Annotated in this window: 12 protein-coding genes, 1 tRNA gene and 2 rRNA genes; 5 read left to right on the top strand and 10 right to left on the bottom strand. The window is 55.5% G+C overall.

All coding sequences use genetic code 11. The annotated features are described in order from the left end of the window. Nucleotides 1-251 precede the first annotated feature (251 nt). Nucleotides 252-590: a P-II family nitrogen regulator gene (locus ACXADZ_RS00090; protein ID WP_170537262.1), complete on the top strand. Its 339-nt coding sequence runs from the start codon at nucleotides 252-254 to the stop codon at nucleotides 588-590. Between the two features lie 34 nt (nucleotides 591-624). Continuing rightward, a complete protein-coding gene (locus tag ACXADZ_RS00085) occupies nucleotides 625-1935 on the top strand; it encodes an ammonium transporter (protein ID WP_475191625.1) in 1311 nt (436 codons plus the stop codon). Between the two features lie 71 nt (nucleotides 1936-2006). Here the strand turns inward: ACXADZ_RS00085 and ACXADZ_RS00080 are convergent, their stop codons facing one another. The 4 genes from ACXADZ_RS00080 to ACXADZ_RS00065 all read right to left on the bottom strand — a co-directional run bounded on the left by ACXADZ_RS00080 (nucleotide 2007) and on the right by ACXADZ_RS00065 (nucleotide 4968). Further along, a complete protein-coding gene (locus ACXADZ_RS00080) occupies nucleotides 2007-3191 on the bottom strand; it encodes an amino acid aminotransferase (protein WP_171096618.1) in 1185 nt (394 codons plus the stop codon). Next, nucleotides 3191-4045: a 3-mercaptopyruvate sulfurtransferase gene (gene sseA, locus ACXADZ_RS00075; protein WP_475191624.1), complete on the bottom strand. Its 855-nt coding sequence runs from the start codon at nucleotides 4043-4045 to the stop codon at nucleotides 3191-3193. The genes ACXADZ_RS00080 and sseA overlap by 1 nt, the downstream gene beginning before the upstream one ends. Nucleotides 4046-4138: 93 nt before the next feature. Continuing rightward, nucleotides 4139-4408, bottom strand: coding sequence for a CBU_0592 family membrane protein (locus ACXADZ_RS00070; RefSeq protein WP_171096622.1), 270 nt, complete (start codon nucleotides 4406-4408; stop codon nucleotides 4139-4141). Further along, nucleotides 4405-4968 carry a helix-turn-helix domain-containing protein gene (locus ACXADZ_RS00065; protein WP_475191621.1) on the bottom strand — a complete coding sequence of 188 codons (564 nt, stop codon included), beginning with the start codon at nucleotides 4966-4968 and terminating at the stop codon, nucleotides 4405-4407. The genes ACXADZ_RS00070 and ACXADZ_RS00065 overlap by 4 nt, the downstream gene beginning before the upstream one ends. 108 nt (nucleotides 4969-5076) lie before the next feature. Between ACXADZ_RS00065 and ilvD the strand changes: the two genes are divergently transcribed. Beyond that, nucleotides 5077-6909 (top strand): dihydroxy-acid dehydratase, encoded by a 1833-nt coding sequence (gene ilvD / locus ACXADZ_RS00060; RefSeq protein ID WP_171648544.1) that lies wholly within the window; start codon nucleotides 5077-5079, stop codon nucleotides 6907-6909. A gap of 101 nt (nucleotides 6910-7010) precedes the next feature. On the opposite strand, the gene ACXADZ_RS00055 is transcribed toward ilvD, so the two are convergent. Continuing rightward, the gene (locus ACXADZ_RS00055) at nucleotides 7011-7829 is read right to left on the bottom strand and encodes a sulfotransferase family protein (protein WP_475191619.1); all 819 of its coding nucleotides are present in this window, start codon (nucleotides 7827-7829) and stop codon (nucleotides 7011-7013) included. 143 nt (nucleotides 7830-7972) lie between these two features. On the opposite strand from ACXADZ_RS00055, the gene ACXADZ_RS00050 reads away from it, so the two are divergent. Both ACXADZ_RS00050 and ACXADZ_RS00045 read left to right on the top strand, forming a co-directional pair. Continuing rightward, nucleotides 7973-9550: a DUF5928 domain-containing protein gene (locus ACXADZ_RS00050; RefSeq protein WP_475191617.1), complete on the top strand. Its 1578-nt coding sequence runs from the start codon at nucleotides 7973-7975 to the stop codon at nucleotides 9548-9550. 328 nt (nucleotides 9551-9878) lie between these two features. Beyond that, the gene (locus ACXADZ_RS00045) at nucleotides 9879-13478 is read left to right on the top strand and encodes a flavoprotein (protein ID WP_475191616.1); all 3600 of its coding nucleotides are present in this window, start codon (nucleotides 9879-9881) and stop codon (nucleotides 13476-13478) included. On the opposite strand, the gene ACXADZ_RS00040 is transcribed toward ACXADZ_RS00045, so the two are convergent. The 5 genes from ACXADZ_RS00040 to ACXADZ_RS00020 all read right to left on the bottom strand — a co-directional run bounded on the left by ACXADZ_RS00040 (nucleotide 13475) and on the right by ACXADZ_RS00020 (nucleotide 21611). Next, nucleotides 13475-14638 carry a hypothetical protein gene (locus ACXADZ_RS00040; RefSeq protein ID WP_171096638.1) on the bottom strand — a complete coding sequence of 388 codons (1164 nt, stop codon included), beginning with the start codon at nucleotides 14636-14638 and terminating at the stop codon, nucleotides 13475-13477. The genes ACXADZ_RS00045 and ACXADZ_RS00040 overlap by 4 nt on opposite strands. Continuing rightward, nucleotides 14639-17926 carry an ATP-binding protein gene (locus tag ACXADZ_RS00035; protein WP_475191614.1) on the bottom strand — a complete coding sequence of 1096 codons (3288 nt, stop codon included), beginning with the start codon at nucleotides 17924-17926 and terminating at the stop codon, nucleotides 14639-14641. A 312-nt stretch (nucleotides 17927-18238) separates the two neighbouring features. After that, a tRNA-Met gene (locus tag ACXADZ_RS00030) sits at nucleotides 18239-18315 on the bottom strand. A gap of 87 nt (nucleotides 18316-18402) precedes the next feature. Next, nucleotides 18403-18517, bottom strand: a 5S ribosomal RNA gene (gene rrf, locus ACXADZ_RS00025). A 228-nt stretch (nucleotides 18518-18745) separates the two neighbouring features. Next, a 23S ribosomal RNA gene (locus tag ACXADZ_RS00020) occupies nucleotides 18746-21611 on the bottom strand. Between the last annotated feature and the right edge of the window lie 247 nt (nucleotides 21612-21858).

Below are 21858 nucleotides of genomic sequence, written 5' to 3'. Positions count from 1 at the left end.
CTCTGCCCGTTGTTCTTTTGCGCCACCATACCCCGGTGACCCGTCTATGTAGAGGTCCGAATTTCCGGAATTTCCCCTCATTAATTTGCCTGTTTTTTAGTCATCTTGCATGTTTTGTGCAAAAATTGTGCAACATTGCGCCATTTTGCTGCGCAATTACGAGCCGTCACCGTTTCTTACACCACTCTCTCACGCTTTTTTTCTGCAGGTGCAAACAAACCGGTCCCGCCGGACAATCAGAGGGGAAAGACGTGAAACTGATCATTGCGACAATCAAGCCGTTCAAGCTGGAGGAGGTGCGCGAGGCACTGACCCAAGCTGGCGTGCGCGGCATGATGGTGACCGAAATCAAGGGCTTCGGCTCGCAGTCCGGTCACACCGAAATCTACCGTGGGGCCGAATACGCCGTGAACTTTGTCCCCAAGATCAAGCTCGAGATCGTGGTACCGGCCACAATGGCCGACCAGATCGTCGAGACCATCACCAACACCGCCAAAACCGGCAAAATCGGTGACGGCAAGATTTTCGTCCTCGATGTCGAGCAGGCCCTGCGCGTGCGAACCGGGGAAACCAACGAGGAAGCGCTGTAAGCGCGGCCACTCCACACTCATTCGAGGAAGTAAAATGAACCTGATGAAATCTCTCATCCCTGCCGCTGCGCTTGTCGTGCTGCCGCAGATGGGTCTGGCGCAAGAAGCCGCTGAAGGCGAGGCTGCGCTGCACACCCAGTATATCTTTACCACCCTGCTGTTCCTTATGGCGGGCTTTCTGGTTTTCTTCATGGCTGCAGGCTTTGCCATGCTGGAAGGCGGTCTGGTGCGGTCCAAGAACGTCGCCATGCAGATGATCAAGAACATCGCGCTGTTCTCCATTGCCGCGATCATGTACTGGCTGGTTGGCTTCAACACGATGTATCCGGGCGACTTCAATGGTTTCTTTGCCATTGGCGGCCCAACCGTGCTTGATCCGGTTGGCGTTGACCCTGCTCAGGCAGCTCTGGACTACGCCTCGATCGGCTCGGACTTCTTCTTCCAGTTGGTCTTTGTGGCGGCAACCGCGTCGATCGTGTCGGGTGCCGTGGCTGAACGTATCAAGCTGTGGCCCTTCCTGATCTTCGTCGTCGTGCTGACCGGTATCCTGTACCCGATCTCGGGGTCGTGGAAATGGGGCGGCGGCTGGCTGGATGCCATGGGCTTTTCCGACTTCGCCGGTTCGACCGTTGTACACTCGGTCGGTGGCTGGGCCGCTCTGGCTGGCTGTCTGATCCTTGGGCCACGTATCGGCAAGTACAAGGACGGCAAAGTTCACCCGATGCCCGGTTCAAATCTGGCGCTGGCGACCTTAGGTACCTTCATCCTGTGGCTGGGTTGGTTCGGTTTCAACGGCGGCTCGCAGCTGGCGATGGGCACCGTGGGTGACGTAACCGACGTGTCGCGCATCTTTGCCAACACCAACATGGCCGCCGCATCCGGTGCTGTCGCAGCCCTGATCATGACGCAGGTCCTGTACAAAAAGCCTGACCTGACCATGGTGCTGAACGGCGCGCTGGCCGGTCTGGTGTCGATCACCGCTGAACCTCTGGCCCCGACCCTGTTCGGCGCGCTTTGGATCGGTGCTGTGGGCGGTATCATCGTGGTCTTCGCGGTTCCGATGCTGGACAAGTTCAAGATCGACGACGTGGTCGGCGCCATCCCGGTTCACCTGTTCGCAGGCATCTGGGGCACCATCGCCGTCATCTTCTACGGCGACGCCAGCCTGATCACCCAGTTGACCGGTATCGTGGCTTATGGTGTCTTCACCTTCGTCGCCGCTCTGATCTTGTGGTCGATCCTGAAAGCAACCGTTGGCATTCGCGTCAGCGAAGAAGACGAGATCAATGGTCTGGACATGGCGGAACTGGGTATGGAAGCCTATCCTGAGTTCTCGAAGGGCTAAGACCTTATTAAATGAACAAAAAACCCGGGCTTTCGCGCCCGGGTTTTCTTTTTTTTAGAATGTTATTGAGATCAAACGCCGACGTCGATAATCGCCTTCGCCAGAATCGGCACCGTCGTTGCATTCAGGCCTGCGATGTTCAGCCGGCTGTCGCCTACCATGTAGATACCGTGATCAGCGCGCAGTTTTTCGACCAATTCCGGTGCCGCTCCCAAGCGTGAGAACATGCCGCGGTGCTGGGCGATGAAACCGAAACGGTCGGACCCGCTCAGGCGTTGCAGTTCGTCTGCCAATTGCTGGCGCAGACCCAGCATGGACAAACGGATCTCTTCCAACTCGGTGGCCCAGTCAGCCCGCAACGCGTCATCCATCAGGATCGTCGTCACCACCCGTGCGCCATGATCCGGCGGGAAGGAATAGTTCTGACGGTTCAGAAACGCCAGCGTCCCCTGATTCAGGGCGGTTTGACCTGCATCGGCACTGATGGCCATCAGCAAACCAGTGCGTTCACGGTAGACACCGAAGTTCTTCGAGCAAGACGCAGCAATCAGGCATTGTTTGACCGAAGAAGCAACCAAACGCGCCGCTTGTGCGTCTTCTTCCAGCCCGTCACCAAAGCCTTGATAGGCAATGTCGATCATCGCCACGAGGCCAAGTTCGTTGATCAGGTTCACAACTTCTTGCCATTGCACCATGTTCAGGTTGGCACCGGTTGGGTTATGGCAGCAGCCATGCAACAGAACCACGTCACCTGCTTTGGCGGTTTTCAGGTCGGCCATCATCCCGTCGAAATCAACGCCACGGGTTTCGCCATCGAAATACCGGTATTGAACGGTCTCCATCCCCAGATAGTTCAGGATCGACAGGTGGTTTGGCCAGGTCGGGTTCGACACGAACACGCGCGCCGACGGGTTCGCCATACGGATCATCTCGAACGCCTGACGGCAGGCACCCGTGCCGCCGGGCGTCGCCACAGCGGCAATGTTGGCACGCGGAACCGAGGTGCCCAGAATCAGCCCGATCATCACATCGGCATAGGCCGGATCACCCGCAAGGCCGGTATAGGCTTTGGTTTCCTGTTCTTCCAAAATGCGCTGCTCAGCAGCTTTCACCGCGCGCATTACCGGGGTCACGCCCTCGGCATTCTTGTAGACGCCAACACCCAGATCAATCTTCTGATCACGCGGGTCTTCGCGGTACATCTGCATCAAGGCCAGAATCTTGTCGGCAGGCTGCGGCTTGAGGTTCTCGAACATCAGTTCTCTCCGGTTGCGACGGGCAGGGTTGGGAAGGCACCCCATTCAGCCCAGGAGCCGTCATAAAGCGAGTGGTCTTTCTTGCCCATACGTTCAAGTGCAAGGCTCAGAATCGCAGCCGTGACGCCCGACCCGCATGAGGTAATCGCAGGTTTGGACAGATCGACGCCAGCGGCCTCAAAAATCGCTCGGCAGTCTTCGGGCGACTTCATTGTGCCATGTGTATTGAGCAACTGGCCGAACGGGACATTGCGGGACCCGGGGATATGGCCCGAACGCAATCCTTCGCGCGGCTCGGCTTCCGCGCCGGTAAACCGACCGGCAGAGCGGGCATCGATGATCTCATGATCGGCCAGTTTGGCTGCAGCGGAAACCTGCGTGACGTCCCGGACAAGTTGGTTTTGTACTCGAACAGTCATGTGACGATCGCGGATGACCGGCGGCAGATCCTCGATCTCGCGGCCCTCGGCTTGCCACTTGGGCAAACCACCATCCAGAACCGCGATGTTGTCCTGACCCATCAGACGGAACAACCACCAGACACGTGCCGCTGACATCAGCCCAGCGCCGTCATAGACGACAACCTGATGACCATCGCCCACGCCCATCGCCCGCAGGCGCGACATGAATTTCTCGACCGGAGGAGCCATATGCGGCAGCTCTGATCGGTGATCCGAGATTTCGTCAATATCGAAGAACCGCGCTCCGGGGATGTGGCCGGCATCGTATTCGGCTTTGGCGTCGCGGTTCTGCGCGGGCAGATACCAAGACCCATCCAGAATCCGCAGATCCGGGTCTTTCATATGCGCGGCCAACCATTCAGTCGAAACGAGGGTTTTTGGATCGTCCTGCATCAAAGCCTCCCCTAAGCGAGCTTGGATTTTCCCTATACCCCGCGTCTTTTAGGTTCAAGTCTGGATAGCGCTAGCGCCTGATACCCGCTTGATTTATCGCGCCCGGCGCAGACGGAAGTGCTGAATGATGCCGATGATACTGATCAAGATCCAAAACCCTTCGATCAGCATCGAGGCCAGATTGAAATTCTCAAGCAGGGAATAGACGATCAGCACCGACCCCAGCAGGTTGACGACCGGAAAGGCCAGATCGTCAGAGTTCATCATCCGCATTTGCGTCGCGAAATAGGCTGCAACCACAATAAGGGCTCCGAACGAGCCGATGGCGTCAACGATGGTGAGGCTGTCGAAAAATGCGGTCATGACCCTGTCTTGGTCGTCTGTGAATACTCGGTGTGTTGCGCGTAATGGTGCATGTTTAGAAAAATTGCCCCCTGCGGACCCGCGCGATAGCCATGCGGCAGATCAGCGGCAAATCGCAAGCCCTGCCCTGCTTGCAAGGGAACCCAAGTCCCGTCGCGCAATATGCCGAGGGACCCTTCAAGAACAAAAACTTCTTCCGTGACGCCCGTTGCGTGCGCCGGTGACTCGTGACTTTGGTTCGGGGTCAGACTGACGTGAAACGTCTCGGCCCTCAGCGCAGGATCGAAAGGGAAGACGATCTTGACTTCGATACTGCCGGGAAAGGTGACGGTCTGAAAAACCGACGGATCGCCCTTGGCCGTATCGATCAACGCACTCAGCGGCACCTGAAAGCCTTTGGCGATCTTCCACAGCGTGGCGATTGTCGGGCTGGATTCACCGCGCTCGATCTGACCCAGCATGGCTTTGCTGACGCCGGTCAGCTCAGCCGCTTTTGACAGGCTCAGACCCGAAGCCGACCGCACATCTCGCAGCCTTAAGGTAATGTCATCAGCATCCATTTCTGTGCCTCGCGAATCCTCTTGTACGTTATAACGCACATGTGCTACGTGCGCTATAACGTACGAACCTAAAGACATGCAACCCGAGGAAATAGGGAAAACAGCATCATGCCATTGTACCGATCCAGAACCTCTACCCATGGCCGCAACATGGCCGGTGCCCGCGGATTGTGGCGTGCCACAGGCATGGGCGATGATGACTTCGGCAAGCCGATCATCGCCATCGTCAACTCGTTCACCCAATTTGTGCCCGGCCACGTGCACCTGAAAGATCTGGGACAGATGGTGGCGCGCGAGGTCGAAGCCGCCGGTGGCGTCGCAAAAGAGTTCAACACCATCGCGGTGGATGACGGCATCGCCATGGGCCATGACGGGATGCTCTATTCGCTGCCCTCGCGTGAGGTGATCGCGGATTCAGTGGAATACATGGTCAATGCGCATTGCGCTGACGCGATGGTCTGCATTTCGAACTGTGACAAGATCACTCCGGGGATGTTGATGGCCGCCATGCGCCTGAACATTCCGGCGATCTTTGTGTCTGGCGGTCCAATGGAAGCGGGCAAGATCGACATCGCCGATCTGGATGCCAAGAAAATCGACCTTGTGGACGCCATGGTCGCCGCCGCGGATGACAAATTCACCGACGAGCAAGTGCAGCACATCGAAGAGAACGCCTGCCCGACCTGCGGGTCGTGCTCGGGGATGTTCACTGCCAACTCGATGAACTGTCTGGCCGAAGCGCTGGGTCTGGCCTTGCCGGGCAACGGTTCGACTCTGGCAACACATGCGGACCGCAAAGAGCTGTTCCTGGAAGCGGGTCGCCGTATCGTTGAGATCACCAAACGGCACTATGATCTGGACGAAAAAGGCTTCCTGCCGCGTGAGATCGCAACTTTTGACGCGTTCGAGAACGCCATGAGCCTCGACATTGCCATGGGTGGGTCGACCAACACGGTGCTGCACCTTCTGGCCATCGCACATGAGGGCGAGGTGGATTTCACCATGACCCACATGGACCGCCTTAGCCGTCGCGTGCCGTGCCTGTGCAAGGTCGCGCCGAATACCGAGAACGTTCATATGGAAGACGTCCACCGCGCTGGCGGCATCTTCTCGATCCTTGGCGAACTCAGCCGCGCGGGCCTGCTGCATGAAGACTGCAGCACCGTGCACTCGGCCACGATGGGCGAGGCGATTGCCAACTGGGACATCAAGATCGCCAACAACCCCAAGGCGCAAGAGCTGTTCAAAGCAGCCCCCGGTGGTGTGCGCACAACGCAGGCATTCAGCCAGTCGAACCGCTACAAAGAACTGGATACTGACCGCGAAGGCGGCGTGATCCGGTCGAAGGAACACGCTTTCAGCCAGGATGGTGGCCTTGCGGTTCTGTTCGGAAACATCGCCCGCGACGGCTGTATCGTGAAAACGGCTGGCGTTGATGAAAACATCCTGAAGTTCACCGGCTCTGCCTATGTCTGCGAAAGCCAAGATCAGGCCGTCAGTGATATCCTGACCGGCAAGGTGAAAGAGGGCGACGTGGTTGTCATCCGTTACGAAGGACCGCGTGGCGGTCCGGGGATGCAAGAAATGCTCTACCCGACCTCGTATCTGAAATCCAAAGGTCTGGGCAAAGCCTGCGCCCTTCTCACTGATGGACGTTTTTCCGGCGGTACTTCGGGCCTTTCAATTGGCCACGTCTCGCCCGAGGCGGCCGAAGGCGGTGAAATCGGACTGGTCAAGAACGGCGATACAATTGAGATCGACATCCCCAACCGCTCGATCCACCTGGCCGTGTCTGATGAAGAACTGGCTGAGCGCCGCCAGGAGCAAGACGCCAAAGGCTGGGAACCTGCCGCGCCGCGCAAACGTAAGGTCTCTACGGCACTGAAAGCCTATGCCAAGCTGACCACCAGCGCGGCAAAAGGGGCTGTGCGCCAGCTTTGATTTGGTAACGGCCAGTCTTTTCGGCTGGCCGTTAACCGACCCTTCCAAGTCTAACCTTTGGAAATATTTCGCCAGAAACTCTGAGAGAGAGCGAGCCGCTCTCAGTCACCCAGTTTGGCGTGAATTTCATCCAGATCGATTTCGCCGATCGGCATCTTGTTGGCCGGGTTTTCGAAATCGTATTTGAACAGCTCGAAATCCTGTTTGTATATTTCATAGACCAGATGCATCGACAGATCGTCGAAGTAATCCTCGACCGGATGGGCGCGTTTGGGGCCGTGGCCTTCGGATTCGTTGAACCGCGGAATCTCGGACAACGCAACGGGATGCTTCAATTCCACATGGTTCAGAACACCCTGCATCCCGTCGTTGAACGCTTCGGTCCAGAAAATCCGGTCGTAACGCCCGCCATTCACGATGAAGGTCGACACATGACCCGACATGGCTGACCAGTGAATGTCCGGGTCCATCGGACGCCGCCAGCGGATCGTATCACGGGCAAACAGTAGGAACCGGCGGAAGCTGGCGATTTGATCGAATTCACCCTTACCGTCATCTCCGCCAACTTCGATCCCGTAGTTGTAGATCAGCGTCGGCACCAGATTGCCCCGGTATCGCTTGCCGTTGCGTTGGATGCCGCAGATCTTGTCAAAGAACGAGCTGAGGATGCGGGTATAAGGGTTGCGCACGCAGGTAAATGAATATGAGGCGTGGCTGCGCACGTTGTTGGTGATCAGGCCCTGACTCTGGTCAAAAGCCCATTTATGCATGCCATCCTTGGCATCGTGGATGTCGCCATCGAAAAACTGACCGTGATCCGAGTAATACATGATCTGGCCAATGGTCGAGCACGCACATTTGGGCACCACGCGGTACACCATGCTTTCACTCTCGGTCATCCAGGTGCCGGGAAACCCCATCTGCTGTGCCTCCTTCGCTGGTCAGGTCTCGATCCGATACGCCAGCGTTTGGTAATAAAGAACCAAAATTATTCTGTTTATTCAATCGCGCATCCTCAGTATCACGGTTGAAACCGGGCAGAAACGGAAATTACCTGATCTCAATGGCAAAGATTGCCTACATATTGCTGTGCCATAAGGACCCCGAGGCCATCATCGCGCAGGCCGAACAGCTGACCGCTGCAGGCGATTGCATGGCGATCCACTTTGATGCACGTGCCAGTTCTGCCGCGTATGACCAGATCCGTAGCGCGCTGCGCGAAAACCCCAATGTGACCTTCGCTGCAAAGCGCATCAAATGCGGGTGGGGAGAGTGGTCACTGGTGCACGCCACGCTGAACGCCTTGAAGGCCGCGGTCGAGGCGTTCCCCCGCGCCACGCATTTCTACATGCTGTCTGGCGATTGCATGGCCATAAAAACTGCCGAATATACCCACCGTTTTCTGGACGAACGCGACAAGGATTTCATCGAAAGCCACGATTTCTTTGAAAGCAACTGGATCAAGACCGGCATGAAAGAAGACCGTCTGATCTATCGCCATCATTTCAATGAACGCACGCAGCCCAAACTGTTTTACTCCGCCTACGAGATGCAGAAACGTTTTGGTCTGACCCGGGGTATTCCCGAAGACCTGCAGATTATGATCGGCAGCCAATGGTGGTGCCTGCGCCGCCGAACCGTTGAGAAGATCCTGGACTTTTTGCGCCAGCGACGAGACGTGATCCGGTTTTTCTCAACCACCTGGATCCCGGACGAGACCTTCTTTCAGACATTGGTCCGCCATCTGATACCGAAGGGTGAGATCGAAAACCGCACACCAACCTTCCTGATGTTTTCAGACTACGGAATGCCGGTCACTTTCTACAACGATCACTATGATATGCTTTTGGGTCAGGACTATCTGTTTGCCCGAAAGATCAGCCCCGAAGCACACGAGCTTAAAGATCGCCTGGGGTCGCTTTATGCCAGTGAAGGTATTGAGTTTCCGGTCTCGAGTGAAGGTCGCAACCTGTTTGCGTTTTTGACCGGACGCGGGCGTATTGGCCGCCGATTTGGGCAACGTTTCTGGGAAGCCGGTCGCGCGTTGGACCCCGAGCGCGAGCTTTTCGTCATCGTCTGCAAGAAATGGCACGTCGCCAAGCGACTGGTCGATCAGATCGCATCCGAAACCGATATCCCCTGTGTCGAGTACCTGTTCAACGAAGAAGAGACACAGATGCCCGATCTGGGCGGGATAGAAACGAGCCTTGCAAAACGCTCGCGCCACAGACGGGCCGTGGTGAGAATGTTGTTTGACAGTTTCGGGTCGGATCAACTGGTTCTGTGTCTCGACCCCGCCAATCTTGACGTGCTTGAGGATTTCTGCGGCGATCAGGCCAAAACCCATGTGCTCGAGATCGAATGCGAGTATTCAGACGACTATCTGATCGGTCATGCACGCCGCGTCGGGCTGGCCGGAGAAAACAGCCCTGCAGAAAACGTGGCACAACTGGTGCCGACGCTGCGCAATGATCTGAACTATGAATCACAACAAATCCGGGCTGCCGGGCTTGAGAATTATCTGCGCTTGCGTGAAACGGCCTCGCGCAGCGAAAACGAGGTTGTCATCGCCGGGTTTCTTGGTGTGAGTCAGGAAAAGGCCAGCGCCGTAATGCGACTAGACTATCTTTTCTTCGATTAAGCGAAACTCCGGCCTGGATTCCGAATGACAACGGGCCCTCAGAATGGCGCGCGGCAAGCGCCGCTTCAACCTGCTTTCGCCCCATGGACCTGCAACCCATCCGTCAAGTTCACTGTATTCGTGATTTTTGTCTAAAAATCGGATACTGTGCGGCCAATTAGGCCGATTTGTTTATACTTTTTTCATCAACAGATCAGTCTCGACCAGTGAAAAGACGCAGAACAGGGCGATCTTTGGTGCACAAAGACCAATGCCTGTCCGGGAAACACACAGACATTCTGCTGGTCCAAAATTGAAATTTGAAACGCAACTCCGGGGGGGCATAGTTGTGACCACAGATCAAATTGCCAATACCAGATCATATATTCCAAGCGACGCAGATTGGACCCTGATTTACAAAGTCTTGCCGGGTGAGGCCGAAGTGGCGAACCCTGCTGTCATCAATCCACATTTTGAGTGTATCGAAGTGACCGGAAACACGGTCCTGCCCGCTAAGGGTATGTATGTTGTGCTGCGCGGTGTCGTTCAGTTGCGTCAGAATGGGCAACCGCTGGCCAGCGCAGATGTGGGCGATTATTTCTACGAAGAACACCTTCAGATCTCGGACATACCTGTCAGCCTTGAAGCACTTGCATTGGACGGCACATGTTTGGCCTATTTGTCGAGCGATAACTGGCGGAAGATACCGGAAGAGGTACGCAAACCCTGTTTTGCCACCATGTTCGGGGATCTGGTGAGCGTCCAGTTGCAGAATTTTCAGCAACCAATCAACTGTTGCAGCGTGACAGCCGCAGCGCTCAGCATGTCTGCGCTTGGGTTCAGTTGCGAGGTGAATGACATTTTCCGCGAATGCGCATTGCCGTCATCCTTTGTGGTGAATGACGGTATCTCGCTGGGGGAACTGTTTGACGTCGCCTGCACCTACATCCACTCGCAAGGGCTTCGGGACCGGGTTCAGGTTCAGGCCTATTTCATGGATGAAGACACAACCAACGTTCCCCTGCTGCTTGAGGCAATCGACGAATCCAATCGGCTGGGCGGAGAAAACGATATTCTGGTGGCGAATTTTCAGGTCGGTGTCGCCCATGGCAAAGAAAATATGCCAGGTGGCCATTTCGCCGTCATCGCCAAATGCAACCCAAGCACCGGTCTGGTGCATATGATGGATGTGCATCCTGAAAAATACGGAAAGCTTTGGGTCACAACGATCGAACGGCTGTGGAAGGCTATGTCGGACCGCGATGGAACCTCGATGCGATCACGCGGCATTCTGCGCTTCTCGGCACGTGCTGCGGTCAAAACCCATCTGAAAACGTTCAAACAACGGTGCAACTACGTCGACAGCACGCGCTATCTGGCGAAAGATCCCAAAAAGCGCCGCAACCTGTTCCGCCGGGCGACGCCCAACATGAACTCGCTGGGTGTGCTGGCGGAAAGCCTGGCCATTCACGGCGACAACCGCGTAGACGAGGATGAGTTGCTGCGGGCGACCGAGGCGTCGTTCACTGAGGCCGTCAGCCGAGTCGCCACTGCAAAAGACATGCACGAAATGGCGGAAAAATACCTTAGCCAGTCTGAAAACGTGCATCTGGGCAGTACGTTCCAAAGCTTTGCTACCCGCAAGGACACATCGATCCAAAGCCCGCAGGATTGGTTCAAGGAACAGTTGAAAAGCCTGAATACCAACAAAGATCGTCACCTGATGATCAATATCGATTTCAATCGGGTCACCGGGATCGAAGCGATCCGTTCGCCGGAAAACGTCTATCGGGAAACTGCCCTGCTGGAAGAGTTCTGGTGTCTTTGCATTGCCTATGAAGAAAACACCGATGTTGTCACCATTGTCGACATGAGCCCCGCGACCTCTCAGGTTTGGCAAGCGCCACGCGGCAATATTTTTCGTGGCCTACGCGATCTGGAAGACCCCGCATTGGTGATGATCGAAGAAATCGACCCGCCCGAGGACCCAAGCGATGTTGTAAGTATCCTCAAGCACAATACGATGGTTCTGTTCTATGAGGATGAGGACCCCTGGTCCTATATGCTGCGCAGTATTCTGTCGAACATCGGCGCGACAACCGTCAAGCAGATCGACGTAGGCGGGCGCGACCCCAATATGATCCGGATGCGGCGACAACTGGTAACGCTTGGTGAGCGACCAGACGTGCCGTATTTGTTTTTCCAAGGAGAGTGCATCAGCAAAAGCGAAGAGCTGGAAGACATAGTGGACATGATCCGGGCCGGTGAATTGCAAGCCAGGATGCGCAAAGAAGGACTGCCAGTTTCCGACCTGAATGAAACACCAAGCCTTGAGAAGAATCCTTTCGGCTATCCCAAAGGGGTGATGAATCAGGTCAACGTGGGCAAGCGCAACGTATTGTTGTGTGCCTGCGGCTCGTCTGCGGCAGATAAAATCCCTGAACTTGTCGAACGCATCGTCGATGCCGGGCACAACGTGAAACTGATCCCCTCGGTCTCGGCCGAAAAGTTCTTTCGCGATTTCGGGGCCGAGAGGATCGACGCCAAGATCACCCATCATGATTATTACCGCGACGATGATGAGTGGAATTTCCGCTATATGAAGTTTGACATGCCAGTGCGGGCCTCGCATCTGGCGCTGTGCGACTGGGCCGATTGCGTCATTGTGGCCCCTATCACCTGCAACACGATGGGAAAGGTGGCCAACGGTATTGCTGACAATCTTCTGACCTCGGTCTTTGTGGCATGGCAATACCAGAAGAAACCGGTGATCCTTTGCCCGGCTTGCAACACGAATATGTGGAACAACATCACCACGCAGAACAACGTCGACAAGCTGAAGACGCTGGGTGTCGACTTCATCGGTCCGCGCGAAGGGCGCTTGTCAAATGGTCGGATGGGTATCGGCATGATGGCCACGCCTGACCAGATCATGGAAGCTTTGGCAGACGCCTTCGAGGAGTTGGACGACCAGAAATACCGTGTCTGCAAATGGGCGCGCGAGGCCGCCGCCGCCGATGACATCAACGAATGGAGACGCGTGTTCCGCGCCATCGACGAAGGCATCGTCGGGGTCAATATCGTGGACGAAGCGCATGGCGATTCCTTGCTGCACTATGCAGCCGGTGGTGAAGGTGAGCTGAACGAAAGCGGCCATGATCTGGGCAAACCGGACTATGAAGCTGCCCAGGACCTGATCAAACGCGATATCGACGTCAACATCGTCAACGATCACGGGTTCACTGCACTGCATGTGGCGGTAATGAACAAAGCGCCCAGGATGGTTGAAATCCTGCTGGGGGCCGAAAACATGGACGCGACCTCGTGCATCGATTTTGTGCAGGGCATGACGATCGAGCCCGAAATCCGAACCATGCTGGACAACTGGGCGCGCGATCACAACGTGAAGCTTGCTGACCCGGAAGATGGCCGCGATGAAAGCTTTGTGGCGGTGCAAGAGCCGACCTATCTGTATTTCACATATGGTTCGCTGAAACAGGGATTCCCGAACCACGAAGCGCACAGCAAAGTTCTAAACGACTTCGTGGGTCCGGCCCGCACCCGGCAACCCATGCCGCTGATCGTCCCGAAAGAGCCATTCTGTGACAATCCGAACTGCGGATACCTGCACCGTATGGCCACGCTTGTGGATCAACAAGGTATGGGCAAACAGGTCAGTGGTGAGGTTTATCGCGTGACGGAATCCGGCTTGCACGAGCTGGATAAGCTGGAAGGTTACCACGGTCCAAATTCGACCGAAAACGTGTATGTCCGCAAGAAGATCAATGTGGTCGTGAACGGTGTGATGAAGCCCGCATACGCCTATGTGATCGCGGAGCCAGAGAAATACCTAAAGAACTTGCGCGACGGCACGTCAGAGATGGTCAGTGATTACACGCTGGACATGGCGCAGGGCGAGCCAAAACCGGGGTTTGAACCTGTAGCTTAACCGTCTTGCGTGCTGATTGGCGGCGGCTCAGGGCTTTCCTTCAGGCTGAGGTTGTAAGCCGTGATCGCCACCATGCACAGCAGCACAAACGGCCAGAAACTGGCCTTGGGAATAAGATTGTCCCGATAGTGGATGATCCGCAGCGACGGCACCGCCTCGGAGGCGAATAGGTACGTGTTGACCGATACCGCCAGCAACATGAAATACATCAGGAAAAAGAACGACTCCATGTAGATCACGGGCGAGCCGGCAAAGCCTTCGCGCAGCTGCACATGCGCCAGCAGGATCACGAAGAACAAAACCGAACAGGTGCCGATCACGCTGGACGTGCTGAAATCATGCCTCTCGGCCAAACCCTCGCGGCGGGTGACGGTCATGACCGCACCGAACAGCAACATCATCACAACGATCAAGGGGACCATATGAACGATAAACGCATTGCCAAAATTGCGTTTGATGACGAAATTATAGTGCAACTCGGGCGCGTTGGTTTGATAGGCGTTCTGGCCGATGCCCAGCGTTGTATCCAGATTTGACAGTTTATAGTCGAAATAGGTGTTTTCCCGCTCCCACGTACCCATCACGATTTGGTTGTCGATCCCAAAAATGTCGTCCGGCCCGGTTGCCGGATAGGCCTCGAAATCGGGAACCAACGCGACGGCATCCTCAAACGAGGACGGCCAGAACCGCACCCAGACCGTTTTGTGATCAAAAGGGTAACTTGTGTAATCAAAGCTCTGGCGCAGGGTTTGTTCGAAATACCAACCCACCAATACGCCGTCAGGTTGCGGCAGTCGGTACGCCTCGGCGATCAGACCGTTTGCACTATCTACTGCTTCGGGCAGAAGAAACCCGACCTCATCCTCATTCGGGAGGATCTGGTCATGCACGCCCGTCTCATAGTGCTGCCAGATATAACCCGTGACCTGAACATCGCTGGCCCCCAGAAAACTGAATGACTTTATGAAAATCCCTGTCCGCACATAGTAGTCAGGCTCCACATCCAGCTTACCCAGATATGAGTCTACTGCGGCTTGATCTGGCAACTGCGTCGGATCGCCTTCGAAATGGTTCAACTCGATCCAGAGTTTCAACAAAAGACCCGCCAGCCCAAGGGTCAGCAGGCCAGAGATAAGCCAAACCTTCTTCTCGACGCTCATTCAGCCTCCTGCCTGTTCCGTCAGAAAATCAGCGGGCCCCAGCAGGGATTGAGTAATTCCCATCTCGGCAAACTCGGCTTGCAGATTGGCAAAACTCTCATGTTTGCGTGGCAGGATGCCAATTTGCCCGCATTCCGCCAAAAAACGCGTCTGGCGGATGGACAAATCGACCATTGGCAAAGGTTCCCCTGCCGTAAAGACCGCCAGCCCATCCGCATAGTCATTCGCCGCCTGCCAATCACCTCGCGCCAGCATGACTGCGCTGGCATCGGGGTAAAAATGCAGATGACTGTGGCCGACACACCCTTCTGCGATAATCTCGGCCCCCAAATTCAACAGGCGCATTTGTTCATCCGGGTCGGTTTCGGCCATCGCCAACGCCGAAAGTGCTTTGGGCCCTACAAAATTCCGCCCATGTTCCAGTGCAATCTCAACCGCCCGTCGGCCTGTTTCCAAAGCCTGATCCATTTGCCTGGCATAAACCTGCGTGCGGGCCAGATGCTCCAGCGCTTGTGCCTCAAGCCGTTTTGCCCCGACACGCTCAGCAATCTCGGCCGATACCCGGAATGCTTCTAGCGCTCGATCAAGATCGCCCAAAAACGTTTCGGCCACACCCAGGCAGGTCTGAGCCACACATTCCGGCACAAAAGCAAAATACTTCTGCGAAACTTCGATGGCTTCGTTTGCGTCTGCGCGCCCCTGCCCGACATCCCCCGTGTAGCTGCGCGCGACGCTCAGGTTGTGCAGATTGGCCGCCAAATCCCGAACCAGCCCCTTTTCACGCGCCCGGTCAACAGCTTGCGTGTAAAAGCCAGTCGCCGTTTTCATGGTGGCTTTCATGAAGTTGGCATCACCAAATCCGCTGAGCGCTCCCACTTCAAGGCGCACGGAATCCAGTTTGCGGGCCAACGTGAGAGCCCGCTCATTCGCACTCAGTGCTTCCTTGTCGCGACCCAAGGGGAAATACACATTGCCGCGCACATAGTTGATCTGGGCCACGTCCCGTTCGGAGCCAGCACGCTCAGCCGCAGCTTCAGCTGTGTCCAGCGCCTCAAGCGCGTCCTGATACAGGCTGGCCTGCCGCGCTGCCTGTGCAAGGCCAATATGCGCCCGGCTAATTTGCTCATCCGTCTCCGCAAGACCCGCCGCGTCCCGGAACTCCTGCAAAGCTTCGTTAGACAGGCCCTGCAGCCGGTGCGTCTCACCCCGTGCACACAGCAGGTCAAACCGGACGCCTGCGGGGGAAGGCAGCTCCAAAGCGCGTTCGATCAACGGGCTGGCGTCGTCGAACCGGAACGCGTGGATCAGCTTGTCGGCTGCGTCCAGATAGGCTTGCGCCGCGTTGTTGGCACCCGCCCGGTCCAGATGCTGTGCGCGCAGGGTCGCATCACGATCTTCGAACCATTTGGCCGCCTGTCGATGCAAGCGCGCGCGTTCGGATTTAACCAACGTGGCATAAGATCCGTCCCGGATCAGCGCGTGCGCAAACATAAGGTCTGCACCGGCCTCTCGTATCAGGGCCGAGCGGATCAGATTTGTGGTATCCAGATGCCCTTCGCCGAGAATGTAATTCAGAACCTCGGGTGAGAATCTCTGCCCCAGCACTGACGCCGCCTGAATGGCGCTGCGGCTTGTGCGATCCAGTGCATCCAAACGCGACTGCACGATGCCTTGGATGCTTCCGGGAACCGTTTCCTGCTTGAGCACATCAATGTTGCGCAGCAACTGTTCCAGGAACAGAGGGTTGCCGCCCGCTCGTTTAACGCAAGTGTCCAAAAGCTCGGGATCGATGGCCGTAAATTCCTCGACCAGTTGCCGCGCCTGGTCCTCCCCCATTGGAGCTAACTCTAGTTTAGAGACAAGCGCGCCCTCTGTGGCCATTTGCCAGTCTCGATCGATCGGGTCCCCTTCAACCCGACTGGTCATCATCAAGACACAAGGGATTTGCCGCGTTACTGCTGCGATATGTGCGCAGGCTGCGAGAATGTCGGGAGAGGCCCAATGGATATCTTCGATCTGGATCAGCAAGGGCGCGTCCTGACTGCGGGCCATCAACAACTCATCAATGACCTGCCTGCGCCCACGTAGCCGGGTCTTGTTGTCCATGACAGCATAAACCTCGGCCAATCCCGGATCTTGCTCAAGCTCAAGCAAAGCGTTGAGATGCGCTGCATTAGAAGGGCTGACCCAACCTTTGGCGACCGCTTCCTTGGCCACGGCGGCGCCCGTTTTTGGCCCATCCGATGGGTCAAGACCCAGAACACTGCGGGCCACGGACTGAATGGCCGAGTGCCCTTCACGCGCACCAAAGTCCATAACAACTCCATTGTGGATCGAATAGGACAGGCTTTTGGCCAGCTCGGCCACCTGCTCGGACAAATGCGTCTTGCCGATACCCGGTTCGCCCAGAACCACGTGGACTTCGCCTTCTCCGTGCCGTTTGCACCGGTCAAACGTTGCTGAAAACAACGACATCTCACGATCGCGCCCGATGAACTTATGCCGTCTTGTCCGAATGTTCCGGGCCAAACGGTCCAGACGCCAGACTTCGATGGGTTCATTCAATCCTTTGATATCCTGCACACCGATAGACTCACCCACAAACAGCGGACCCAAGGCGCGTTGGATGTCGTGAGAAACAAGCGTTTCTTCACCTTTTGAGATGTCGGTCAAACGCGAGGCTAAATTGACCCCATCGCCGGTAACGGTGTATTCCGTGTGCGCCTGGCTGCCGGTAGTGCTGGCAATGACCTGCCCCGAGGCAATTCCGATATGACAAGACAGCGGTGGTGTCAGTGTTGGCAATACTGCATGTATCTCGGCCGCCGCTCTGGCTGCCCGCTCTGTGTCATTTGTATGTGATATAGGCGCGCCGAAAACGGCCATGACCGCATCGCCAATATGCTTGTCTATGCGCCCCCCATATTTCTCAACAACATTGTCCACTTTGCCAAAGAACTGGTTGAGCAAGGCGTGCAAATCTTCGGCGTCCAAGTCACTGGACATTTTTGTAAACCCAGTCAGGTCAACAAACATCACGGTGACCTGCCGTCGCGCAGGTTCTATAGACGCCGCAGTGTCTTGCATTGTGGTTGCTTCAGCCACGTCAAGAGTTTCAATGGCACGCAACAACCTTCGACGATCACCAACCGCAGTGACCCCGATTTCAATTAAGTCTTCTGCCGTCAAGTCTGGCAGAATGGAAAAATCTATCTTGTTGTCTAGAAAGGCTTGCGCGTAGTCAGATAATCCAATTGCGCTTAGCCACTTGCTCAGGTCCTGAGACATGTCGCCCCTCTGAAGTCCCCCTACTTCAAATTTAGGTCTAGCACGGGCGTTACGGTTGAGTCTGCAAAAACCAAATTAAATTGTGAATATGTGTGTGTTTAATTTGGAAGCTAGGTAGTTTTGGCAGCGACATCCAAGCCCACAGTCTGTTGGACTTTTTGTAGATCGAGGGGTGTGTGTTGTGATTTTCCGACGCTGGTTGCGGGAGTAGGATTTGAACCTCTGACCTTCAGGTTATGAGCCTGACGAGGTTTGATCGTTAAGCAAACAGTCCAGTGGACTGTTTGTAGATCGAACGGGCTGTTTGGATTTTGGTTGCGGGGAGAGGATTTGAACCTCTGACCTTCAGGTTATGAGCCTGACGAGCTACCGGACTGCTCCACCCCGCGACGCTTTGGTGGGCCTATCGCCTATTCGGCTACTTGAGGCCAGGTATTATTTTCATCGTATTAGAGAGATTGTTGGGCTTTTACTAGGTTTGGCGGTGACCTACTCTCCCGGGGCTTAAGCCCAAGTACCATTGGCGCGGCAGTGCTTAACTTCCGGGTTCGGTATGGGACCGGGTGTTTCACTTGCGCTATGACCACCAAACCGAGGAAAAGCCCACGTCGCTGTTTTTGCGAAGCAAAAAAGCGACGAGCAGGAGGCAGCGTATTCGCGAAGCGGATGCGCGGTCCTGCCCGGTTGTGTTTTCAATCAACAGTGCCGTTTGCGTTGGCACGCGCTGTCCTTTGTCAAGTTTGGTGTATGCTTTTGGTCTTGTTTGATCGCCTACCGTCTCTCCTTGAGGCGGTTGGTCTTGTCTTTCTGTTACTGGATCAAATCAAGCCTATCGGGCGATTAGTACCGGTCAACTGAACGCATTACTGCGCTTACATCTCCGGCCTATTGACGTGGTGGTCTTCCACGGCCCTCAGGGAGACCTTGTTTTGAGGGGGGCTTCCCGCTTAGATGCCTTCAGCGGTTATCCTGTCCGATCATAGCTACCCAGCACTGCCGTTGGCACGACAACTGGTCCACCAGTGGATCGTTCACCCCGGTCCTCTCGTACTAGGGGCAACTCCTCTCAAGTCTCCTACACCCACGGCAGATAGGGACCGAACTGTCTCACGACGTTCTAAACCCAGCTCACGTACCTCTTTAAACGGCGAACAGCCGTACCCTTGGGACCTGCTCCAGCCCCAGGATGAGATGAGCCGACATCGAGGTGCCAAACACTGCCGTCGATATGGACTCTTGGGCAGTATCAGCCTGTTATCCCCGGCGTACCTTTTATCCGTTGAGCGATGGCCCTTCCACTCGGGACCACCGGATCACTATGGCCGTCTTTCGACTCTGCTCGACTTGTCAGTCTTGCAGTCAGGCTGGCTTCTGCCATTGCACTCAACGAGCGATTTCCGACCGCTCTGAGCCAACCTTCGCGCGCCTCCGTTACGCTTTAGGAGGCGACCGCCCCAGTCAAACTACCCGCCACGCAGGGTCCCGGATCCGGATAACGGACCGCGGTTAGACATCAAGAGTGCGAAGGGTGGTATCTCAAGGGAGGCTCCACGGATACTTGCGTTTCCGCTTCAAAGCCTACCACCTATCCTGCACATCACAATCCTGATGCCAGTGCGAAGCTGTAGTAAAGGTGCACGGGGTCTTTCCGTCTAACCGCGGGAAGCCTGCATCTTGACAGGCAATTCAATTTCGCTGAGTCGATGTTGGAGACAGCGGGGAAGTCGTTACGCCATTCGTGCAGGTCGGAACTTACCCGACAAGGAATTTCGCTACCTTAGGACCGTTATAGTTACGGCCGCCGTTTACCTGGGCTTCAATTCAAGGCTCTCACCTCTCCTTTTAACCTTCAGGCACCGGGCAGGCGTCAGACCCTATACGTCGTCTTGCGACTTCGCAGAGCCCTGTGTTTTTAATAAACAGTCGCCACCCCCTGGTTTGTGCCCCCAGCCCCTAGTTGCCTAGGAACCGGGCCTCCTTCTCGCGAACTTACGGAGGTATTTTGCCGAGTTCCTTCAACATCGTTCTCTCAAGCGCCTTGGTATGCTCTACCAGTCCACCTGTGTCGGTTTAGGGTACGGTCTGATGGAGGGCTATTTCCAGGAACTGCTCAGCAGCCCAACCAATCCGATAAGGTTGAACTACACCTGCAATCCGTCACATCCTCCTGGCCTAGGAATATTAACCTAGTTCCCATCGCCTACGCCTTTCGGCCTCGGCTTAGGGGCCGGCTTACCCTGCTCAGATTAGCTTTAAGCAGGAACCCTTGGACTTTCGGCGAGAGTGTCTCTCACACTCTTTGTCGCTACTCATGTCATCATTCTCACTAGTGATCTCTCCACCGGATCGCTCACGCGCCGGCTTCATCGAAAGAACTCTATCCTGCGCTACCGCCTATTCGGCTACTTGAGCGCGCTTACGCGCACCACATAACCGGCGGCAATACAGGATGAGTTCTATGTCACACTACGCTCTGCTACCATGCCTTACGGCATCCTAAGCTTCGGCTCATGGCTTGAGCCCCGTTACATCTTCGCCGCAGGACAACTTATTTAGACCAGTGAGCTGTTACGCTATCTTTAAAGGATGGCTGCTTCTAAGCCAACCTCCTGGTTGTTTTGGTCGTCCCACCTGCTTTCCCACTTAGCCATGAATTGGGGGCCTTAGCTGTAGGTCAGGGTTGTTTCCCTCTCCACTACGGACGTTAGCATCCGCAGTGTGTCTGCCATCTAGTACTCCCGGGTATTCGGAGTTTGGTTAGGATCAGTAAGCCTGTGGGGCCCCATTACCCATCCAGTGCTCTACCCCCCGGGGTATTCGGATGACGCTCTACCTAAATAGATTTCGCAGAGAACCAGCTATCTCCGAGTTTGATTGGCCTTTCACCCCTAGGCACAGCTCATCCCGATCCTTTTCAACGGATGTGGGTTCGGTCCTCCAGTAAGTGTTACCTTACCTTCAACCTGGCCATGCCTAGATCACTCGGTTTCGGGTCTGATCCCACGAACTCATGCGCCCTATTAAGACTCGCTTTCGCTACGCCTACACCTAACGGCTTAAGCTTGCTCGTGAGACCAAGTCGATGACCCATTATACAAAAGGTACGCCGTCAGATCTCGAGGATCCTCCGACTGATTGTAGGCGTTCGGTTTCAGGTACTGTTTCACTCCCCTCGTCGGGGTGCTTTTCACCTTTCCCTCACGGTACTGGTTCGCTATCGGTCAGCAAGGAGTACTTAGCCTTCGAAGGTGGTCCTCCGATCTTCAGACAGAATTTCACGTGTTCCGCCCTACTTAATACGTCCGTCAAAGCTTCCTATACGGGGCTGTCACCCGCTATGGCCATGCTTCCCAACATGTTCTAGTCACTTATCTGGCTCGGCTGGTCCCCGTTCGCTCGCCGCTACTAGGGGAGTATCAATTGATTTCCTTTCCTCCGGGTACTTAGATGTTTCAGTTCCCCGGGTTTGCTCTTAAAACCCTATGTATTCAGGTCTTAAGTACCTGTTTAAACCCCATATTGAGTATCAAAGATAACAATATGAAGCTTTCAGGTGGGTTGCCCCATTCAGAAATCCATGGATCAAAGCTTATTCTCAGCTCCCCATGGCTTATCGCAGAGTATCACGTCTTTCATCGCCTCTTGCTGCCAAGGCATTCACCAAACGCCCTTCTCGCGCTTGATTTGATCCAGAAAAAGAAAGACTGGATTTGCAAAGCAAATCCATGGGTCGGAAGCTGGAACAACCAACCCCTTTTCCTGAACCAAAAGCATACTTTCCCGCCTTCCATCCTGGAACCCGCGCTGCCGATGTCGGTCGGCCCCACGCAGAGGATAGAAGACAATGCATAACCGTTAAGTTATGCGGGTTAGTGTACTTGACTTGGACAACTCTGTTCGTTTCAGCCGGGATATCCAAAGAGGGACGAGGA

The sequence above is a fragment of the Ruegeria sp. ABM4_193 genome (assembly GCF_056158705.1).
Note: the sequence above shows the minus strand (reverse complement) of the source record. Positions and strands in the feature narration are given on the sequence as shown.

Coding starts and splice junctions, on each gene's coding strand:
- ilvD (WP_171648544.1), top strand. CDS start 5,077: ATGCCATTGTACCGATCCAGAACCTCTACCCATGGCCGCAACATGGCC.
- ACXADZ_RS00085 (WP_475191625.1), top strand. CDS start 625: ATGAACCTGATGAAATCTCTCATCCCTGCCGCTGCGCTTGTCGTGCTG.
- sseA (WP_475191624.1), bottom strand. CDS start 4,045: ATGCAGGACGATCCAAAAACCCTCGTTTCGACTGAATGGTTGGCCGCG.
- ACXADZ_RS00080 (WP_171096618.1), bottom strand. CDS start 3,191: ATGTTCGAGAACCTCAAGCCGCAGCCTGCCGACAAGATTCTGGCCTTG.
- ACXADZ_RS00040 (WP_171096638.1), bottom strand. CDS start 14,638: ATGAGCGTCGAGAAGAAGGTTTGGCTTATCTCTGGCCTGCTGACCCTT.
- ACXADZ_RS00065 (WP_475191621.1), bottom strand. CDS start 4,968: ATGGATGCTGATGACATTACCTTAAGGCTGCGAGATGTGCGGTCGGCT.
- ACXADZ_RS00050 (WP_475191617.1), top strand. CDS start 7,973: ATGGCAAAGATTGCCTACATATTGCTGTGCCATAAGGACCCCGAGGCC.
- ACXADZ_RS00035 (WP_475191614.1), bottom strand. CDS start 17,926: ATGTCTCAGGACCTGAGCAAGTGGCTAAGCGCAATTGGATTATCTGAC.
- ACXADZ_RS00055 (WP_475191619.1), bottom strand. CDS start 7,829: ATGGGGTTTCCCGGCACCTGGATGACCGAGAGTGAAAGCATGGTGTAC.
- ACXADZ_RS00070 (WP_171096622.1), bottom strand. CDS start 4,408: ATGACCGCATTTTTCGACAGCCTCACCATCGTTGACGCCATCGGCTCG.